Origin of the sequence: Spirillospora sp. NPDC047279, from assembly GCF_040643285.1 — a bacterium.
GTDB lineage: Bacteria > Actinomycetota > Actinomycetes > Streptosporangiales > Streptosporangiaceae > Spirillospora.
On record NZ_JBEYUA010000006.1, the window covers coordinates 56232 to 73877 of the forward strand.

The 17646-nt window shown below is 72.5% G+C and carries 17 protein-coding genes and 1 pseudogene; 12 read left to right on the forward strand and 6 right to left on the reverse strand.

Annotated elements, in window-relative coordinates:
- The first annotated feature begins 467 nt into the window (after nucleotides 1–467).
- On the forward strand, nucleotides 468–2420 hold the full coding sequence (locus ABZ810_RS16520) for a DUF5682 family protein (protein ID WP_358403737.1): 1953 nt from the start codon (nucleotides 468–470) through the stop codon (nucleotides 2418–2420).
- Nucleotides 2421–2446: 26 nt separating this feature from the next.
- Nucleotides 2447–3595, forward strand: coding sequence for a VWA domain-containing protein (locus tag ABZ810_RS16525; protein ID WP_358404385.1), 1149 nt, complete (start codon nucleotides 2447–2449; stop codon nucleotides 3593–3595).
- Between the two features lie 241 nt (nucleotides 3596–3836).
- On the opposite strand, the gene ABZ810_RS16530 is transcribed toward ABZ810_RS16525, so the two are convergent.
- The gene (locus tag ABZ810_RS16530) at nucleotides 3837–4310 is read right to left on the reverse strand and encodes a hypothetical protein (RefSeq protein ID WP_358404422.1); all 474 of its coding nucleotides are present in this window, start codon (nucleotides 4308–4310) and stop codon (nucleotides 3837–3839) included.
- 93 nt (nucleotides 4311–4403) lie between these two features.
- Here ABZ810_RS16530 and ABZ810_RS16535 point away from each other — a divergent pair, with 93 nt between their 5' ends.
- On the forward strand, nucleotides 4404–4628 hold the full coding sequence (locus ABZ810_RS16535; protein ID WP_358404425.1) for a hypothetical protein: 225 nt from the start codon (nucleotides 4404–4406) through the stop codon (nucleotides 4626–4628).
- A gap of 1182 nt (nucleotides 4629–5810) precedes the next feature.
- On the opposite strand, the pseudogene ABZ810_RS16540 reads toward ABZ810_RS16535, so the two are convergent.
- A pseudogene (locus ABZ810_RS16540) lies at nucleotides 5811–6533 on the reverse strand (serine/threonine-protein kinase); the annotation flags it as partial.
- A gap of 90 nt (nucleotides 6534–6623) precedes the next feature.
- Between ABZ810_RS16540 and ABZ810_RS16545 the strand changes: the two are divergent.
- Genes ABZ810_RS16545 through ABZ810_RS16555 form a run of 3 tightly spaced genes read left to right on the forward strand, consistent with a single transcriptional unit; the run spans nucleotide 6624 to nucleotide 9099 of the window.
- On the forward strand, nucleotides 6624–7634 hold the full coding sequence (locus tag ABZ810_RS16545) for a DUF6777 domain-containing protein (RefSeq protein ID WP_358403738.1): 1011 nt from the start codon (nucleotides 6624–6626) through the stop codon (nucleotides 7632–7634).
- Between the two features lie 26 nt (nucleotides 7635–7660).
- Nucleotides 7661–8062, forward strand: a complete 402-nt coding sequence (locus tag ABZ810_RS16550) for a metalloregulator ArsR/SmtB family transcription factor (protein WP_358403739.1) — start codon at nucleotides 7661–7663, stop codon at nucleotides 8060–8062.
- A complete protein-coding gene (locus tag ABZ810_RS16555; protein ID WP_358403741.1) occupies nucleotides 8059–9099 on the forward strand; it encodes a cation diffusion facilitator family transporter in 1041 nt (346 codons plus the stop codon). Before ABZ810_RS16550 ends, ABZ810_RS16555 begins: the two co-directional genes overlap by 4 nt.
- Nucleotides 9100–9137: 38 nt before the next feature.
- On the opposite strand, the gene ABZ810_RS16560 is transcribed toward ABZ810_RS16555, so the two are convergent.
- Nucleotides 9138–10094 carry an alpha/beta hydrolase family protein gene (locus ABZ810_RS16560; RefSeq protein WP_358403742.1) on the reverse strand — a complete coding sequence of 319 codons (957 nt, stop codon included), beginning with the start codon at nucleotides 10092–10094 and terminating at the stop codon, nucleotides 9138–9140.
- Between the two features lie 195 nt (nucleotides 10095–10289).
- Here ABZ810_RS16560 and ABZ810_RS16565 point away from each other — a divergent pair, with 195 nt between their 5' ends.
- Nucleotides 10290–11288, forward strand: coding sequence for a YegS/Rv2252/BmrU family lipid kinase (locus ABZ810_RS16565; protein ID WP_358403744.1), 999 nt, complete (start codon nucleotides 10290–10292; stop codon nucleotides 11286–11288).
- A gap of 15 nt (nucleotides 11289–11303) precedes the next feature.
- Here ABZ810_RS16565 and ABZ810_RS16570 read toward each other — a convergent pair whose 3' ends face one another.
- A complete protein-coding gene (locus tag ABZ810_RS16570; RefSeq protein ID WP_358403746.1) occupies nucleotides 11304–11843 on the reverse strand; it encodes a hypothetical protein in 540 nt (179 codons plus the stop codon).
- Nucleotides 11844–11981: 138 nt separating this feature from the next.
- On the opposite strand from ABZ810_RS16570, the gene ABZ810_RS16575 reads away from it, so the two are divergent.
- The gene (locus ABZ810_RS16575; RefSeq protein WP_358403747.1) at nucleotides 11982–12686 is read left to right on the forward strand and encodes a maleylpyruvate isomerase family mycothiol-dependent enzyme; all 705 of its coding nucleotides are present in this window, start codon (nucleotides 11982–11984) and stop codon (nucleotides 12684–12686) included.
- A 5-nt stretch (nucleotides 12687–12691) separates the two neighbouring features.
- On the opposite strand, the gene ABZ810_RS16580 is transcribed toward ABZ810_RS16575, so the two are convergent.
- A complete protein-coding gene (locus tag ABZ810_RS16580) occupies nucleotides 12692–13237 on the reverse strand; it encodes a PadR family transcriptional regulator (protein ID WP_358403749.1) in 546 nt (181 codons plus the stop codon).
- A gap of 71 nt (nucleotides 13238–13308) precedes the next feature.
- Here ABZ810_RS16580 and ABZ810_RS16585 point away from each other — a divergent pair, with 71 nt between their 5' ends.
- Together ABZ810_RS16585 and ABZ810_RS16590 are read left to right on the forward strand one after the other, a co-directional pair.
- Entirely contained in the window at nucleotides 13309–13740 is a 432-nt protein-coding gene (locus ABZ810_RS16585) for a hypothetical protein (RefSeq protein WP_358403750.1), read from the forward strand.
- A gap of 4 nt (nucleotides 13741–13744) precedes the next feature.
- Nucleotides 13745–14143, forward strand: a complete 399-nt coding sequence (locus ABZ810_RS16590) for a VOC family protein (protein WP_358403752.1) — start codon at nucleotides 13745–13747, stop codon at nucleotides 14141–14143.
- A gap of 3 nt (nucleotides 14144–14146) precedes the next feature.
- On the opposite strand, the gene ABZ810_RS16595 is transcribed toward ABZ810_RS16590, so the two are convergent.
- The gene (locus ABZ810_RS16595; protein ID WP_358403753.1) at nucleotides 14147–15013 is read right to left on the reverse strand and encodes an aldo/keto reductase; all 867 of its coding nucleotides are present in this window, start codon (nucleotides 15011–15013) and stop codon (nucleotides 14147–14149) included.
- A 95-nt stretch (nucleotides 15014–15108) separates the two neighbouring features.
- Between ABZ810_RS16595 and ABZ810_RS16600 the strand changes: the two genes are divergently transcribed.
- Both ABZ810_RS16600 and ABZ810_RS16605 read left to right on the forward strand, forming a co-directional pair.
- Nucleotides 15109–15774: a DNA-binding response regulator gene (locus ABZ810_RS16600; protein WP_358403754.1), complete on the forward strand. Its 666-nt coding sequence runs from the start codon at nucleotides 15109–15111 to the stop codon at nucleotides 15772–15774.
- A 203-nt stretch (nucleotides 15775–15977) separates the two neighbouring features.
- Nucleotides 15978–17477 carry a DUF6351 family protein gene (locus ABZ810_RS16605; RefSeq protein WP_358403755.1) on the forward strand — a complete coding sequence of 500 codons (1500 nt, stop codon included), beginning with the start codon at nucleotides 15978–15980 and terminating at the stop codon, nucleotides 17475–17477.
- Nucleotides 17478–17646: the final 169 nt, after the last annotated feature.

The following is a 17646-nucleotide window of genomic DNA, read 5'->3' on the forward strand; positions in this document are numbered from 1 at the left end:
GCCCGGGTGACACCGCCACCACGCCCAGCACAACCACAGGCAGCGGCCCAGACAAGACCGCCGCCACACCCGGCACAGCCACAGGCAGCAGCCCGGGTGACACCGCCACCACACCCGGCACAACCACAGGCAGCGGCCCAGACAAGACCGCCGCCACACCCGGCACAGCCACAGGCAGCAGCCCGGACGACACCGCCACCACACCCGGTGCAACCACAGGCAGCGGCCCGGGCGACGCGACAGGCCGTACGCCGGACGCAGCCGTGGGCGGCACGCCGGGCGCAGCCGCACCCCGCGCAGGCACGGGTGACATGACCGGCACCAACACGGGCGACAAGCCCGAGACGGCCGCTCCCGGTGCGACTGGTGCGACTGCGGGTGGGGATGGGAGTGGGAGCGTCGGCTCGGCGGGCCAGGGATCTGCTGATGGGGACGTGTCCGGTGAGGTGGCGCCTGGGGATGGGGCCGTGGCGCCGGAGGAGGGGGACGCGGAGGGAGGCTCGGCCGAGCTGACCGAGGAGCAGCGGATCCGGCTCGATCCGCTGGGGTGGTTGGCCCGGGTGGCCGGGTACGACGACGCCGAACGGTGGTGGGACGACGTCGTCGAGCATCGTGACGGGGGGCCGTCGCCGTTCCCGGCGATCGCGGAGGCGATGACGGAGCTGCGCGAGCAGGTGGCGGCGCTGCCGGAGGAGGCGGCGGCCGGGCTGCCCTCCGGCTACCTGCGGAGGGAGGCTCAGCGCGAGGCGCACATGCGGCGGACGTTGCGGCGCACGCTCAAGGAGGGGTACGAGCGGGTCGCGGTGGTGTGCGGTGCGTGGCACGTCCCGGCACTGCTGGAGAAGGTGCCCTCGTCCAAGGACGACCAGACGTTGCGCGGGCTGCCCAAGGCCAAGATCGCGATGACCTGGGTGCCGTGGACGCACGGGCGGCTGGCCAACCGTTCGGGATACGGCGCGGGAGTGCGTTCGCCGGGCTGGTACCACCATCTGTTCTCGGCGTCCGACCGGCCGATCGAGCGGTGGCTGATCGATGCGGCGCGCGTGCTGCGCGAGGAGGACCTGCACGTCTCGTCCGCGCACGTGATCGAGGCGGTGCGGCTGGCCGAGACGCTCGCCGCGCTGCGCGGCCGGCCGCTGGCGGGCCTGGACGAGGTGACCGAGGCGACGCGCGCGGTGCTCTGCGAGGGCGCGGACCTGCCGGTCGAGCTGATCCAGCGCCGGATGGTCGTCGGCGAACGGCTCGGCGCCGTGCCGGAGCGCACGCCGATGGTGCCGTTGCAGCGCGATCTGCAGGCCGAGCAGCGGCGCCTGCGGCTCAAGCCGGCGGCGCTCGACAAGGAGCAGGACCTCGACCTGCGCAAGCCGACCGATCTCGAACGCAGCCGCCTGCTGCACCGGCTGCGCCTGCTGAACGTCGACTGGGGCGTACCGGCGGAGGGCGTCGGACGTACGTCCAAGGGCACGTTCCGCGAGACGTGGACGCTGATGTGGCGGCCCGAGTTCGACGTCGAGCTGATCGAGGCGAGCGCGTGGGGCACGACCGTGCACGGTGCGGCGACCGCGCGCGCCAAGGCGATGGCGGCGCAGTCGGACGGCCTCGCCGAGCTCACATCCGTCGCCGAACGCTGCCTGCTCGCCGACCTCGGCGGCGCGCTGCCCACCGTGATGCGGACGCTGGCGGACCGGGCCGCCGTCGACACCGACGTCGCGCACCTGATGTCGGCGCTGCCCTCGCTGGTGCGGGCGCTGCGTTACGGCGACGTGCGCGGCACCGGCACCGGGCCGCTCCAGTCGGTGGTCGACACGCTGGTCGTCCGCATCTGCGTGGGCCTGCCCCCGGCCGTCGCCGGGCTGGACGACGGCGCGGCGCGCGAACTGCTCGGCCACGTCGACGCCGTGCACGGCGGCCTCGCGCTGCTGGCGAGCGACGTTCATCTCGACCGGTGGCGCCGTACACTGCGCGCCCTGGTCGACCGGCGCGACCTGCACGGCCTGCTCGAAGGACGCCTCACCCGGCTGCTGCAGGACGCCGGGCTGCTGCACGACGTCCCCGACCGCATGGCGCGCGCGGTGTCGGTCGGCACCCCGCCGGACCGCGCCGCCGCCTGGATCGAGGGTTTCCTGTCGGGCGGCGGGCTGATCCTGGTGCACGACGAGGAGCTGCTGCGCCTGGTGGACGGCTGGGTCACCGGGCTGACGGGCGACTCGTTCACCGACGTGCTGCCGCTGCTGCGCCGCACGTTCGGCGCGTACGCGACCGCCGAACGCCGCGCGATCGGCGACCGTGTGCGCAGGCTCGGCGTGCCACGGCCGTCGCGTCACGGTCAGGACGACAACGACGAGGACATCGACACCGAACGCGCGGCGCCCGCCGTGGCGACGGCCCTGACGATTCTCGGCTGGGAGGACCACGCGTGACCGAGGAACGGCTCAAGCGCTGGCGGATGGTGCTCGGCGGCGAGGGCGGCGCCGACGGCACCGGCGTGGCACTGGAGGGCGACGAGGCGCGCATGGACGCCGCGCTGGAGAAGCTCTACGGCGGCGGCCGCGACGAGGCGCGCGGCCGGGCGGGCCGCCGCAGCGCCGGGCTCGGCGACTCGGCCCCGTCGGTGGCGCGCTGGCTCGGCGACATCCGCTCCTACTTCCCCTCGACGGTCGTCCAGGTGATGCAGAAGGACGCGATCGAACGCCTCAACCTCACCCGGCTCCTCCTCGAACCGGAGATGCTCGACGCCGTGGAGCCCGACGTTCACCTGGTCGGCACCCTGCTGTCGCTCAACCAGGTGATGCCCGACCGCGCCCGCGAGTCGGCCCGCACCGTCGTCCGCACCGTGGTCCAGGAGCTGGAGAGACGCCTGGCGCAGCGCACCCGTTCGGCCATCGGCGGCGCGCTCGACCGGTCGGCGCGCGTCCTGCGCCCGCGCCGCCTGGCCGACGTCGACTGGGAACGGACGATCCGCACCAACCTGCGCCACTACCTGCCTGACCACCGCACCCTCGTCCCCGAACGCCTGGTCGGGTACGGCCGCCGCCAGCAGGCCGTCAAGCGCGATGTCGTCCTGTGCATCGACCAGAGCGGCTCGATGGCGGCGTCCGTCGTCTACGCGAGCGTCTTCGGCGCCGTGCTCGCGTCGATGCGTTCCCTCCGCACCTCTCTCGTCGTCTTCGACACTGCCGTCGTCGACCTCACCGAGCAGCTGCACGACCCGGTCGAACTGCTCTTCGGCACCCAGCTCGGCGGCGGCACCGACATCAACCGCGCCCTCGCCTACTGCCAGGGCCTGATCACCCGCCCCAACGACAGCATCTTCGTGCTGATCAGCGACCTGTACGAGGGAGGCGTCCGCGCCGAGATGTTGCAGCGCGTCGCCGCCCTGACCGCCGCCGGCGTCCAGGTCGTCGTGCTCCTGGCCCTCTCCGACGAGGGCGCCCCCTCCTACGACCACGAGAACGCCGCCGCCCTGGCCGCCCTGGGCGTCCCCGCGTTCGCCTGCACCCCCGACGCCTTCCCCGATCTGATGGCCGCCGCCGTAGAACGCCGCGACCTGAAAGAATGGTCCGAACGCCAAGCCGAAACTCCCCCACCCCCCTGATCCCCTTCCACGCCCCTCAGCCTTCGCCGGGGGCCAGCGCGCACGGTGGGCGTGGCGGGGCCGCGGACTCGGCGCGTACAGCAGGTGCGGCGTTCGCGGTGAGCTCGGCGGTGGACGGGCGGGGCGCGGGGGCCCAGCGGCCTCGATGTGTCCGGCGAGTGTGTGCCGGGTGAGGCGACTCGGGCATGGTCTTCATGCTCAGGGGGTGCGGTGTTCATGCTCAGGGGTGTGGTCTTCGTGCTCAGGGGGTGCGGTCTGCGGCCAGGAGGCCGCGCGCCAGGAGGGCTACCGCCAGCAGCGACACGAGGGCGTATGCGGCGAAGATGCCGTCCACGGCTACGAAGAAGCTCCACACGCCCCACGCCGCGACGCGCAGGATGCGCACCACCAGCACGGTCCACGCCGCGCCCCTGCTCCCCCGCCATGCCACCGCGACGGCCACCAACGTCACCATCGCCAACAACGCGTACGACGACGCCGCGGGCAGCAACTCACCGCGCGGCCCACGGCTCAGGCCCGGCTGCGCGACCAGGAGCGCCAGCACCGCGATGTCAAGTACCGACAGCAACGCGGCCAGCACCAGCCCGGTGACCACCGCGGCCGACCGCCGCAACTCCCGATAGCCCTGCCGGCTGGCGACGCCGGCCGACCCACCAGGCCCTACCTGCCCGGACCCGCCAGGCACGCCCGTGGCCGGCTGACGTCCAGCTCCCACCTGATCGTGTGGGCCTGGCTGCCCTTGAACGCCGGGCCACTCCCCTTCACCTGGCCGCCCATATCCCGGCGGGACGTACCCTCCGGGCGCGCCGTGACCTCCCACCGGCTCGCGCCGACCAGCCTGGCCCGGAGCGATTTCACCCGCCTGCTGAGGACCCCCCGCCCAACCCTGAGCCGCAGGACCACCCGGCGCATGATGAACGTCGGCCCGTCCCCCCACGCCCGGCTGCCCACCGGTACGCGGCCGGTCGTGCGCACGTTGCTGATCCTGCGCACCCGGCTGACCAGCAGCGGCCGAGAACCCGTGCCCGCCTGACGCTCCCCGGCCGTCCGCCCAGGCTTCGCCCCCCGGCTGCCCATATGGGCCCCGCTGACCACTCGCACCCGCCTGAGCATGCCCACCCGGCTCATCACGGGTGCCACTGCCCGCGGGACCACCCTGCCCATGGTCAACGTCCGCCCGACCCTCAACTCCCGCCTGACTTGACCGGCCTGGCTGTTCGTACGGCCCCGCCCGTTCATACGGGCCCTGCTGGTCGTACGGGCCTTGCTGGTCGTACGGGCCTTGCTGGTCGGACGAGCCCGGCTGTGCGTATGGACTTGGCTGCTCGTATGGGCCCGGCTGCGCGTATGAGCCTGGCTGCCCGTAGGGACCCGGCTGCTCGGACGGACCGGGCTGTTGGTACGGGCTCGGCTGCTCGTACGGGCCAAGCTGTCCGTACGATCCCGGCGGCTGGTACGGGCCCGGCTGGTCGTACGGGCCCTGCTGCTCGTAGGGGCTGGGCTGGGCGTGCGGGCCCGGCTGTCCAGCCGCACGTGGCTGGTCTTGGGCGCCTGGCTCGTCTCGGGTGCCGCTGCCTGCGTGACCGGCTTGCCCATGCTGAACGTCCGGCTGGCCCTCCGCACCCGGCTGTCCGTACACGCCCGGCTGTCGGTGTGGAGGACCTTCCTGCCCCGACTGGCCCGGCTGCCCGTGGGGACTCTGCCGTTCGTGGGGGCCCGGCTGCTCGTTAAGACCTCGCTGGTCGTACGGGCTCGGCTGGTCGTACGAGCTCGGCTGGTCGTACGAGCTCGGCTGGCCGTATGGGCTCGGCTGGCCGTATGGGCTCGGGTGGCCAGCGGCGGGTGGCTGGTCGGGGGTGGCCGGTTGGTCGGGGAGGTCGCTGGGGATGTGGTCGGCTTGCTCGCCGTCGGCGTCCGGCCGGCGGTTCGCGGCTGGGTGTTCGTGGAGGCTCGGCGGTCCGGGTGTGCGCGGTTGAGCGTTCCTGCTTGGCGGGCGGAGGGTGGCTGCGGGACCGGAGGGGCCCGGCGTGCGGCGGTCTGGGCGGTCCTCTTCGGTCTGCTCGGGCGGGTCCGCCGGCGGCCGGGGGCTCGCGTCCTCCTGGGCGGGAGTGGGTGGGAGCGCGTGGCCGGGGGCCCGTTCGCCCAGGAGCCAGAGGAGGGTTTCCTCCGCGCTGGGGCGGGAGTGGGGTTCCTTGGACAGGCAGGCGGCGGCTATCTCGGCGATCTGGGGTGGGAGGACGGTGAGGTCGGGGGTCTCGTTCATGATGCGGTACATGACCGCGGGGAGCGGGCCGCCGGCGAAGGGATCGATGCCGGTGGCGGCGTAGAGGAGGGTGGCGGCCCAGGCGTGCAGGTCGGCGGTGGGGCCGATCTTGGCGGTGGTGAACTGCTCGGGGGCCATGTAGACGGGGGTTCCGACGACCTGGCTGGTCACGGTGGCGCCGGCGTCGAGGGCGCGGGCGATGCCGAAGTCGATGACGCGGGGGCCGTCGGGGCCCATCAGGACGTTCTGCGGCTTGAAGTCGCGGTGGACGATGCCGGCGCGGTGGATGGCGGTGAGGGCGGTGACCGAGCCGATGGCGAGGCGGTCGAGATCGGCGCCGGTGCGCGGGCCCGAGGTGTGGACGAGGGCGCGCAGGGACGGGCCGGGCACGTACTCGCTGACGATGTACGGCTGGTCGCCGGCCACGTCGGCGTCGAGCATCTGGGCGGTGCAGAAGCCGGCGACGCGCTGGAGGAGGGCCAGTTCGCGGACGAAGCGGGCGCGGGCGTTCTCGTCGCCGAGCAGGCGGGTGTGCAGGAGTTTGATCGCGACGCGGCCGGTGTCGCGGCGGGCGAGGTAGACGACGCCCTGGCCGCCGTCGCCGAGGCGGCCGATGATCTCGTAGGCGCCCAGGCTCCTGGGATCCGCCGGGGTCAGGGGTAGCGGAGCCGCCATCGCACCTCGTCACAATTCAGCCGCGCACAAAACGTGCCGCCGTGGCATCAAAGAGTATAGGTCCGGTACTCCACGAACGAGAGATGGCCAATGCTGACGATCAATTCCCGGATATGTCTGGTCCTCGTGATGATCGGCGCAATGGTGATGGGGTGCGGAGAGGCGGGGGCGACGATCACGCGGCTGACGGTCGGCACGCCGGGGGCGGATCCGTACAGTCCGATGTCGGGCACCGACCGGGTGCAGCTGACCACGCGCACCCAGGCGGGTGGCACGACGGAGGGGGACGCTCCCGGGCTGTACGGCGGGACGCGCCGGGAGGCGACGTGCGACCCGGCCAAGCTGGTGGAGTTCCTGCGTACGCACCCTGACAAGGCGAAGGCGTGGGCGGGCGTGCACGGCATCGCGCCAGGCGAGATCCCCGGGTTCGTGGGGCGGCTGACGCCGGTGTTGCTGCGGACGGACACGCTGGTGACCAACCACGGCTTCCGGGACGGCCGGCCGACGAGCTCTCCGGCCGTGCTTCAGGCGGGAATGGGCGTTCTGGTGAACGGATACGGCTTTCCCGTGGTGAAGTGCAATTGCGGCAATCCGCTCACCCAGCCGGACAAAAAGATCTCCACCGGAAACGCGAAGTACACGGGCCAGTCGTGGCCACGGTTCAGCAAGGGGAAAGTGACGAAGATCAAGCCGCGCGAGCCCGCGAAGGGCGCGGTGCCGGTCTTCGTTCTGGTGGAGCCCGAGGGTACGGTCGGCTTCAACCGGCCGCGGGCCACACTGGGAGCCTCCGACGGGCCGCCGATGGCGGCGCCGGAGACCGAGGTCCCCGGCGATCCGAGCACGTCGCCGGACGGGTCGACCGGCCCGGACGGGTCGACGGGGCCCGACGGGTCGACGGGTCCGGACGGATCGACCGGCCCGGATGATTCCACCTACCCCGGGCAGCCCACGGGCGAGCCGGGCACGGAGGTTTCCCCCACGACCGAGCCGGGCATTCCGGTCACGCCGAGCGCGGAGTACCCGGAGCAGGAGCCCGAACCCGAGCCGACCGGGCAGATCTCCGCCCCGACGGACGAGCCGGAGCCTCCCGTTTCGTCGTGATCATCACCTGATGTACAGTTGCTCATATGAGCAGTGCTTCAGATGTCACTCCGGCGACGGCGGCCGCCGACGACTGCGTGGTGCGGGTCGTCGACGCCGAGAAGGTGGCCATGGTCACCGCCGCCATGCCGGACGCCGACGCGGTCGGTGAGATGGCGCGCATCTTCGGGCTGCTCTCCGACCCGGGACGCCTGCGGATCATCATGGCGCTGCTCGAGGGCGGCGAGATGTGCGTCTGCGACATCGCCGCGTCCTGCGGCCACACCGAGTCGGCGGTGTCGCACGCGCTGCGGCTGCTGCGCGCCGACCGGGTGGTGCGGGTGCGCCGGGCGGGCCGCATGGCGTTCTACCGGCTGGACGACTCGCACGTCAGAATGCTGCTCGAGCTCGCCCTCGCGCACGTCGGACACCTGGAGGAAGGCAGATGAGCACGGACCTGGACGGCACGCCGGGGAAGCCGGGAGCCCCCGGTCACGGTCACGGCCACCAGGGCGAAGGACACGGGCACGGGCATGGTCACGGCGTGAGCGCCAACGCCGACCGCCGTTACCTGACCGGCGCGCTCGTACTGATCATCGGCTACATGAGCGTCGAGGCGACCATCGGCGTGATCGCCTCGTCGCTGGCGCTGATCTCGGACGCGGCGCACATGATGACCGACGCGTTCGCGATCATCTTCGCGCTGATCGCGATGCGCATCGCCGCCCGGCCGCCCAAGGGCGGCTACACCTACGGCCTGCGCCGCGCGGAGATCCTTTCGGCGCAGCTGAACGGGCTGACGCTGCTGCTGCTCGCCGCCTACTTCGTGTACGAGAGCGTCGAACGGCTGCTGCACCCGCCGGACGTCAACGGGCAGCTGGTCTTCTGGACCTCGCTCTCCGGCGTCGCGATCAACGTGGTGGCCACCTGGCTGATCAGCAAGGCCAACCGCGGCAGCCTCAACGTCGAGGGCGCGTTCCAGCACATCCTGAACGACCTGTACGCGTTCATCGCCACCACGATCGCGGGCCTGGTGATCTGGACGACCGGCTTCAACCGGGCGGACGTGATCGCATCGCTGTTCGTGGCGGCGCTCATGCTCAAGGCCGGATACGGGCTGCTCCGCGACGCGGGCCGGGTGCTCATGGAGGCCGCCCCGACCGGGATCGACCCGACCGAGCTCGGCGCCCGGCTGGCCGAGCGACCCTGCGTGGAGGAGGTGCACGACCTGCACGTCTGGGAGGTCAGCTCCGGCTACCCGGCGCTGTCGGCGCACGTGCTCGTCGAGCCGAAGGGCGACTGCCACGCCGTCCGGCGCGATCTCCAGGAACTGCTGCGGTCGGCGTACGGCATCACGCACACCACACTCGAAGTGGATCATCTCGACGACGAGTTCCACTGCGAGGACCCGCACGGCCCGCGCCACGTCTCGGTGACCGACGAGCCGCCGCACGACCATGCCGCCGACCCCCGCTGCGATCACTGACCACCCCGGGGCCCCGTTCCAGAAGCGGATCGTCAGGGTCAGGTGATCTCGGCGAGGAGGATCGGCAGGGCCGCGTGGAGTTCGCGCTGCCAGTACGGCCAGCGGTGGGTGCCGGTGTAGACGTGCGTCGACACCGGGATGCCCAGCTTGCGCAGCTTGCCGGCGAACTCCAGCGCCAGCGCGTGGGCCAGCGACTCGACGACGTCCGGTCCGGTCCCCGGAGCCGGGTCGTAGGGGCCGGGACGGCCGTCCCCGGAGGAGACGTGGACGCGGACCCCGGCGAGGCGGTCGGCCAGGTCGTACGGGTTGTGCCGGCGCCACACCACCCGCTGGACGTCCGGCCGCCCCCAGACGTCCGTCCAGTCCGCGGCGGGGCAGCCGATCGCGACACCGAGTTCCACCAGGTCGGCGACGTCCAGCCCGCCGGGGTCCTGGTGGAGCGTGTTGAGCGGCCCGCTGAACGAGGCGACCGCCCGGAACAGGCCCCGGTGGCGCGCCGCATAGGCCATCGCGCCCATGCCGCCCATGCCGTTGCCGGCGATGGCGCGATCCGTTCCGGCGCGGTATCCGCGTTCCAGGATCTGCCGGAGTTCGGTGAGGTGGAACGTCTCCCACTTCGGCGCCCCGCCTTTGCCGTGATTCCACCAGTCGGTGTAATTCCCGCAGCGGCCCGCGTCCGGCATGACGACGATGACGTCCCGGCCCGCCGTCAACTCCTCGACATCGGTATTGTCGGTCCACGCGGTGTGCAGCGCCGGGGTGCCGCCCGCCCCGGCGAGGAGCCACAACACCGGCCAGGTACGGTCCGCGTCCGGCGACCAGCCGGGCGGCAGAAGCAGCCTGACGTGGGCCGGAACGGCGAGGACCGGCGAACGGATCGTGAGGTCCAGCATACGGCGGCCGCGAAAACGTTCACCGATGACGGCGGCACCGTCGTCGGCGGCGGGCGCCGACGCCTTCGCCGGGCCGCCGGGGGCGATGGAGGCCGAAAGCATCGAAATAAAACTTACTCCGAGCCATCCGTACCGCCACATTTCTACGCCCCACCATTCCGCACGCCTTTCCCTGGAATATCCCCGCATCAAGAGATGTTCCAACACCCGGTAATGGGTTTATAAAATGCATGGCCCGGACTCGGGCCGGACCGTGGCCGGTAAGGTGACCGGGATGGAGGGGAGAACGACCGCGACATGCGCAGCAAGCCGGAGCTCGAAGCCGCGATCCGCGGGCCGCAGGGACGGGCCGTCCTGGTGGTCAACGCGCGGTCGCGCCGTGGCCGCAAGAAGTTCGGGGCCGCGCGCCGCTTGTTGTCCCAGGCCGGACTGACGTTCGACCACGTCTTCCCCGTCACCGACCCCGACCGGCTTCCCGCGATCTTCCGGGAGGTGCTGGACCTCGAGCCCGACCTGGTGGTGGTCGGCGGCGGCGACGGCACCGTGGCCGAGGCGGTGGGCCACCTCACGCACCGCGACATCGCGCTGGGCGTCCTGCCGCTCGGCACCACCAACAACTTCTCCCGCAGCCTGGAGCTCCCCCAGGACCTGGCGGGCGCGGTCCGCGCCCTGCGCGAGGGCAAGGTCGCCGACGTCGACGTCGGCTGGTTCTCCGGCACCGCCACGACCGGCAACGCCGCGTCCGGCAACGGCCAGGCGGGTGGAGACGCTCCCGAGGGCCGGCACATCTTCGCCAACATGGTGAGCCTCGGCCTGTCGGTGGAGGTCGCGCGGAACGTCCCGCACGGGCTCAAGCGGGTGATCGGGCGGTCGGCGTACGCGCTGACGGCGGCACGGCTGCTGCCCCGGCACGAGGCGTTCAAGGCCACGATCCGCATCGGCGGCGAGACGCGGGAGCTGCGCACCCACCAGCTGAACGTGGCGAACGGCGCCCACCACAGCGGCCAGCGCATCGCCCGCGACGCCAGCCCCGACGACCGGCTGCTGGCCGTCTACCGGCTGGGCGACGAGCGGCGGCTCCGGCTCGCGTCGGCGACCGCGCGGCACGTCCTGACCGGGCAGTGGCGCTCGCTCGACGAGGACGCGTTCCTCACCACCGACGAGGTCCACATCGAGACCGACCCGCCGCTGCGCGTCGACGTCGACGGCGAGATCCGCGGGCTCACCCCGGTCACCGTCCGCCTCCTGGGCAACGCCCTGCGCGTCATCGTCCCCCAATCGTTCGTCGACACCTGATCCCGTCACGCTCGGTCAGCTGGGGATCCTTTCGCCGGACGAGGCGACCAGGTACCACTCGGCGCCGTGGTCGGCGAGGTCGTGGCCGATGGCGTCGCCGGGCGAGACGTCCTTGACGAACCGGTAGAGCGGGTGGCCGGCGTAGCTCACCTGCTTGCCGCCGTCCTCCCGCGTGAAGGAGCCGAGAAGCTCGGCCCGCACGCCGAGCCCGGCCTTCGGCGGTTCGAGGGTCGTGACGGCGGGCCACATGTCCAGGCAGTCGCCCTCGCACGTGGAGGCGTTCGCGCCGTCCTTCTCGAAGAGGTAGAGCGAATGGCCCGCGCCGTCCACCAGCGCCGGGCCCCTGGCCGTGGTGCCCAGCGAGACCTCCGTCGCCGCCGCGGTGGCCGGCACCGGCAGGGTGCGTCCCGGCGTGTCCATGTCGAGCCGGTCGGCGTCACGCGCGCACCCCGTGAGAGCCGCGCCCGCCAGCACCAGGCCGCCCGCCCAGATCGTGCCCCTACGGACCGGTCCGGCCGTCGGCGGTCGCCTTCCGGCCGTCGGCGGTCGCGTCAAGAACGTCATCCTCATCCGAGCCCCTTGCCGATGAAGGATCCAGCGACACCCTCCGACAAGCGTCCCCCCGGCGGTGCGGGTTCACAAGCCCGCGCCCGCGCGCTCATATGCGCGCAAACCCGGGGTACAGATACCGCCATGTCCCCCGAAGACCTTCGCGACCTGAATCCGTTCGACATCTTCGACGTCGAGTTCTCCCGGCTCGACGCGTACTTCAGCGGGCTCGACGACGAGCAGTGGGCGCGGCCGTCCCGCTGCGAGGGCTGGTCGGCGCGCGACGTGCTCGCGCACCTGGCCGGCGAGGAGCTCTACAACCGCGCGTGCCTCGACGACGACCTGGACGGGCTGTTCGGGCTCCTGGACCGGGAGGGCGTCAAGGACGTCGGCTCGTTCAACGACTGGTGCGTGGACGTGCGCCGCGACCGGCCGGTGGCCGCCGTCCTGGACGAGTGGCGCGCCGGCAACGGCGAGACGCGGCGCCGCATGCGCGAGCTGGGCGTGGACGCGACGCTGCCGACGATGGCCGGGCCGTACCCGGTCGGCCTGCAGACGTTCCACTACTGCTCGGAGTACGCGACGCACGCCGACGACGTGGGCGTGCCGGTCGAGCCGGAGGAGGAGCCGGCGCGGACGGCGTGGCGGTCGCGGATCGGCGTGTTCGTGCTGGACGAGCAGGGCTCGACGGTACGGGTCGAGCGGATCCCCGGGGGCTATCGGGTGACGGCGCACGACACGACGGCGGAGTTGTCGGCGGTCGACTTCGTCGACGCCACCACGCGGCGGCTCCCGGTCGGCTACCCGCTCGATCCGGACCTCTCCCGCGCGCTGGTCTGCCTGGCCTGAACGGGTCAGGCGTCGTCGGCCATGGTGTAGGCGCCGGCGCGGAGCCGTTCGATCAGGCCCCGCGTCCAGGCGGTGCCGGAGTCGGCCTGGTGCACCCACCAGCCCAGCAGCTCGTTGAGGTGGTCGTCGCCGGCGATGTGCGGGGCGACCGCCCCGCGCCACGCCGCCAGGTCCTCCAGCCGCCGCTCGAACAGCTCGATCGCCTCGGCCCTGGGCAGCTCGGTGAGGAACCCCAGCGCGGCCGAGATCAGCTCGGGCCGCCGCTGGTCGACCTCGGCGATCGCCAGCCGCAGCAGCCGCAGGAACTCCTCGTCCCCGGCCTCGGTGATCTCGTAGTCGGTGCGCGGCGGGCCCGCGTCGTTCTCCGGCACCTCGTACGCGCGCAGCAGGTCCTCCTTGGTGAGCTGGCGCAACGCGTGGTAGATCGACCCGGGGTTGACGTTGGCCCACTCGTTCGAGCCCCAGGACAGCAGTTCGCGGCGGATCTCGTAACCGTGCGCCCGTCCCGACCCCCGTACCGCACCGAGGACCAGCAACCGCGTCGTCGACATCGCCCCAGGTTAATGGGGTCTGGCGACCACCATGACCGGCGCCTATCGTCGGGTACGGACGGGAGGTCGCCATGGGTCCGGAATGGTGGTCCATCGAGGTCTTCGACGCCGAGGTCTCCGCCGCCCGGTGGCGGGACGCGCATCAGGAGCTCCTCGTCGAGTCGGCCCTGACCAACGGCGCCGTCGACTGGCACTGGCACGCGCACTCCTGGGGCGTGGTGTTCGAGATCGCGTTCACCGACGAGGACCACTGGACGACCTGGCGCGCCCTGCCCGGCACGCGCGCCGCGCTCGACGCCGTTCCCGATCCGGTGAACGGGCTGGTCGTCTACCGGGGCCGCGGCGGCTCGTCGGGCACGCCGGTCCCGCGCCGTCCCAGGCCCGCGCCCGGCGCCGCCGCCCTGGAGCTCGAACCGCCGCCCGACGAGACACCGCTCGGCCTCCTCGACATCGGCTCCGCCCCTCCCGGCGCACCGCCGGAGGGCGTCCCGATGGCAGGCTGAACGGGTGATCGGACACCTCGGTCTGAACGTCCCGGACCTGACCGCGGCGAAGGCCTACTACGACGTGATCATGCCGGCGGTCGGCTTCGAGGAGTTCCTCTCGGCGGACGACGAGTTCGCCTACCGCCCGGCGGGCGGCAAGCCCGGCACCTACCTCTTCTTCTACCCCTCCCACGCGCCCGGCGACTTCTCGGCCGAACGCACCGGGCTGCAACATCTGGCGTTCATGGTGAAGACGCGGTCGGCGGTGCACGACGTCCACCGGCTGGTGCTCGGTCTGGGCGGCGAGGTCCTGCACGAACCACAGGAGTTCCCGCGGTACCCGCCGCCCTACTACGCCGTCTTCTGGCTCGACCCGTTCGGCTTCCGGCTCGAGGCCGTCTGCCACCACGACCGCGACTGACCGCTATCGGCTGATCTCGCGGAGGACGGCCAGGTCCTCGGAGCTCAGCTTGAGGCCGCCGGCCGCCACGTTCTCCTCCAGGTGGGCCGGCGACGAGGTGCCCGGGATCGCCAGCATGACCGGCGACAGGGCCAGCAGGCCCGCCAGAAGGATCTGGGCGACGGTCGCGCCATGGCGCCGCGCGACCGCGTCCAGGCGTTCGTCGGACGGCACTCCGAAGCCGCCCAGCGGGAAGAACGGCACGTACGCGATCCGCTCACGTTCGCAGAGCCGCACCAGCTCGGCGTCCTGCGGCATCGTCACGTCGAACCGGTTCTGCACGGCGGCCACGGGCGCGATCGTGCGCGCCTCCGCCAGCTGCCCCAGAGTGACGTTGCTGACCCCGAGGTGCCTGATCAGCCCCTCCTCGCGGAGCCCGGCCAGCACCGCGAACCGTTCGCCGAGCGACTCCGACGGGTCGGTGCCGAGCCCGCCGATCCGCAGGTAGACCAGGTCGAGGCGGTCCAGCCCCAGCTCCCGGAGGTTGCGCTCCACCTCGGCGCGCAGCTCGCCCGGGTCCATCTGGCCCGTCGGCATCGGGTCGCCGGGCCCGCGCCGGGGGCCGACCTTGGTGGCGATCACCAGGTCGTCCCTGTACGGCTGGAGGGCGGCGCTGATCAGCGCGTTCGCGGCCAGGTCGCCGAAGAAGTAGAAGGCCGCCGTGTCGATGTGGTCGACGCCCAGCTCGACCGCGCGGCGCAGGACCGCCAGCGCGACGTCCGGGTCGGTCGCGGGGCCGCCGCGGTCGCGCGCGGGCAGCCGCATCGCGCCGAAGCCCATCCGGTTGAGCTTCAGGTCCCCGCCCAGCGTCCAGAATTCGTTGGTGTCCATGACCCCAGCCTCCGATCTCGCTCCGCGTGTTCCGGTCCCGTGGCAGCAAACTGCCACGTTGACCAGCGGGGTTCACGCCCCGCAGACTGGCCGTGATGAGCCTTGACCTGGACACCAACGTCACCTTGCGCGGCGAGGAGGAACTCTCCCGCCGGGCCGGGCACCTGTTCGCGGGCGCGCGCGAACGCTTCGTGTGCGCGGCGGCCGACCTGCACACGTGGGCGATGCCGGGCGCCCGCGAGCAGATCATCGCCCAGCGCCGCCGGTCGGCTCCTGACCTGGCCGTCCACAAGCTCTACAACCCGCGGGCCCTGGCCGACGAGGAGTCCGAACGGCGTCTCGTCGAGCTCGCCCGCCGCGGCGTGCACGTCCGCATCTGCACCACGCCGCTCCCCCAAGAGACGATCATCATCGACGACCGGATCGCCGTCCTGGCGGGCCCGCCCGAGCAGGGCGTCCGCGCCTACACCGTCGTCCGCTCGCCCGGCGTGATCCGCGGTGTCTCCTCACTGTTCTGGGCGACCTGGGAGTCTGCGGCCGACCTGGAGGCGTTCCGCCGCACCCGCCCGCCGATGCTGAACGAGGAGAGCCGCGCGATCCTGCGCCTCCTGGCGGAAGGCCTCAAGGACGAGACCGCCAGCCGCCGCATAGGCCACTCCCTGCGCACCTACCGCCGCCGGGTGGCCGAGATCCTCACCCTCCTGAACGCCGACTCCCGCTTCCAGGCCGCCCTGAAAGCCCGGGACCTCAACCTCCTCTGACCCCGCCGCCCTCGCACACCCGCACGCCCCGCCCACGTCCCGCCCACGTCCCGCCCACGCCGCGCCGACGGGCACGAGGGTGTGCGGCCGGCGTGAGCTGCGTGGTCGCCGGTTCTTGGGATCTTTCTGCTCGTGCGCCGATGAGTTTCGCCGCGCCCTCCAGTCGGTAGTGCGAACGCTGATCTCACGAGGAGGAGAAACGTATGGACACCCCCCGAATCACGCGGCCGCGCCGGGGCTGGGCGCGCGGCGCCATGGTCGGCGTGCTGCTGCTGGGCCTCGCCGCCGGGACCCAGGCCCCGGCCGCCGCGACGCCGAGCGGCACCGGCAAGACCGTCGGCGTGAAGAAACCAACGGGCGCGACGGAGGAGGTGGGTCCCGACGGGCGGCGCACCTATCGCGGCGCGATCGACGGCGCCGACTACAAGGTCGTGGTGCCGGCCCGCTGGAACCGCACGCTCGTCCTCTACAGCCACGGCTACTACCCGGAGGGCTTCCCGCCGCCGGCCGACAGCCCCGGCCTCGCGAACCACCCGCAGACCGCCGAGTGGCTGATCGACCACGGCTACGCGGTCGCGGCGTCGGACTACAAGGGCAAGTTCGGCTACACGGTCGAGCCCGCGCTGACGGACCAGATCGCACTGCTCGACTGGTTCGAAGGCGAGATCGGCAAGCCGCGCCGCACGGTCGGCACCGGGCAGTCGATGGGCGGCGTGGTCGCGACCTCGCTGGCCGAGCGCAACCCGGGCCGGTTCTCCGGCGTGGTCGCGATGTGCGCGGCGTACGACTTCCTCGGCTACATGAACACCGCCCTGGACCTCAACTTCGCGACCAGGACGCTGCTCGCGCCCGGCCAGGACATCGACATCGTCCGGCCCGCGGACCCGTCGGCCAGCGCCGGCGTCCTGGCCGCCGCGATCGACGAGGCGCTGAAGACCCCGGCGGGCCGCGCCCGGCTGGCGCTGATCGGCTCGTTCGGCAACATCCCGGGCTGGTACTCCACGTACGACCCGAAGCCGACCGAGGTCGCCGACCAGATCCGCGCCCAGGCGACCTGGGTGCAGGGCGCCTACACCTGGGGCAACGGGCCGATCGGCCGCGCGGACATCATCCGGCGCGCCGGCGGCAACCCGTCGTGGAACACCGGGGTCGACTACGGCCGGCTGTTCGCCCGTTCCAGCCAGCGTGACCTGGTCGTACGGGCCTATCGCGAGGCCGGCCTCGATCTGAAGCGCGACCTCGGCAAGGACCTCGCGGCGCTGGCCGCGGCGCCGCGGATCTCCGCCGACCCGGCCGGGGTCCGCTACCTCAAGCGTTACGGCGTCGTCGCGGCCACCACGCCCGCACCGACGATCACCGTGCACAACACCGGCGACGGCGGCGCCCCCGCGTACGGCGAGCGGTGGCTGGCGTCGCAGGTCAAGCTGCACGGCGAACCCGCCAAGCTGCGCCAGACGTACGTCGACCGGGGCAGCCACTGCGCGTTCACGGCCGCCGAGGAGATCGTCACGGTGCGCGCCCTGATCGAGCGCCTCGACACCGGGAAGTGGCCGAGCCTCAGCCCGCGGCGCCTCAACAAGGCCGCCGCCGGCTTCCCCGACGCCTACCAGGTCCCGACCGACTTCCTGGGTGAGAAGCCGAGGGTCGTGAGCCCGGCCTTCGCCCCGTTCACCCCGGGCCTCCCGCCCCGCCCGTCCCGCTGACCATTCATTCCCGACCCGCCGGCCCGGCCCAGGATCGACCTGAGCCGGGCCGCGTCACGCCACGAACGACGCGCGAGCACGGCACATGTTCACGTGGGCACGGCAGGCGCCGGTGAACCTGCGGGAGCGCGGGTAGGCGCAGGCTGAGGATCGGATAGATCGCGTCCAG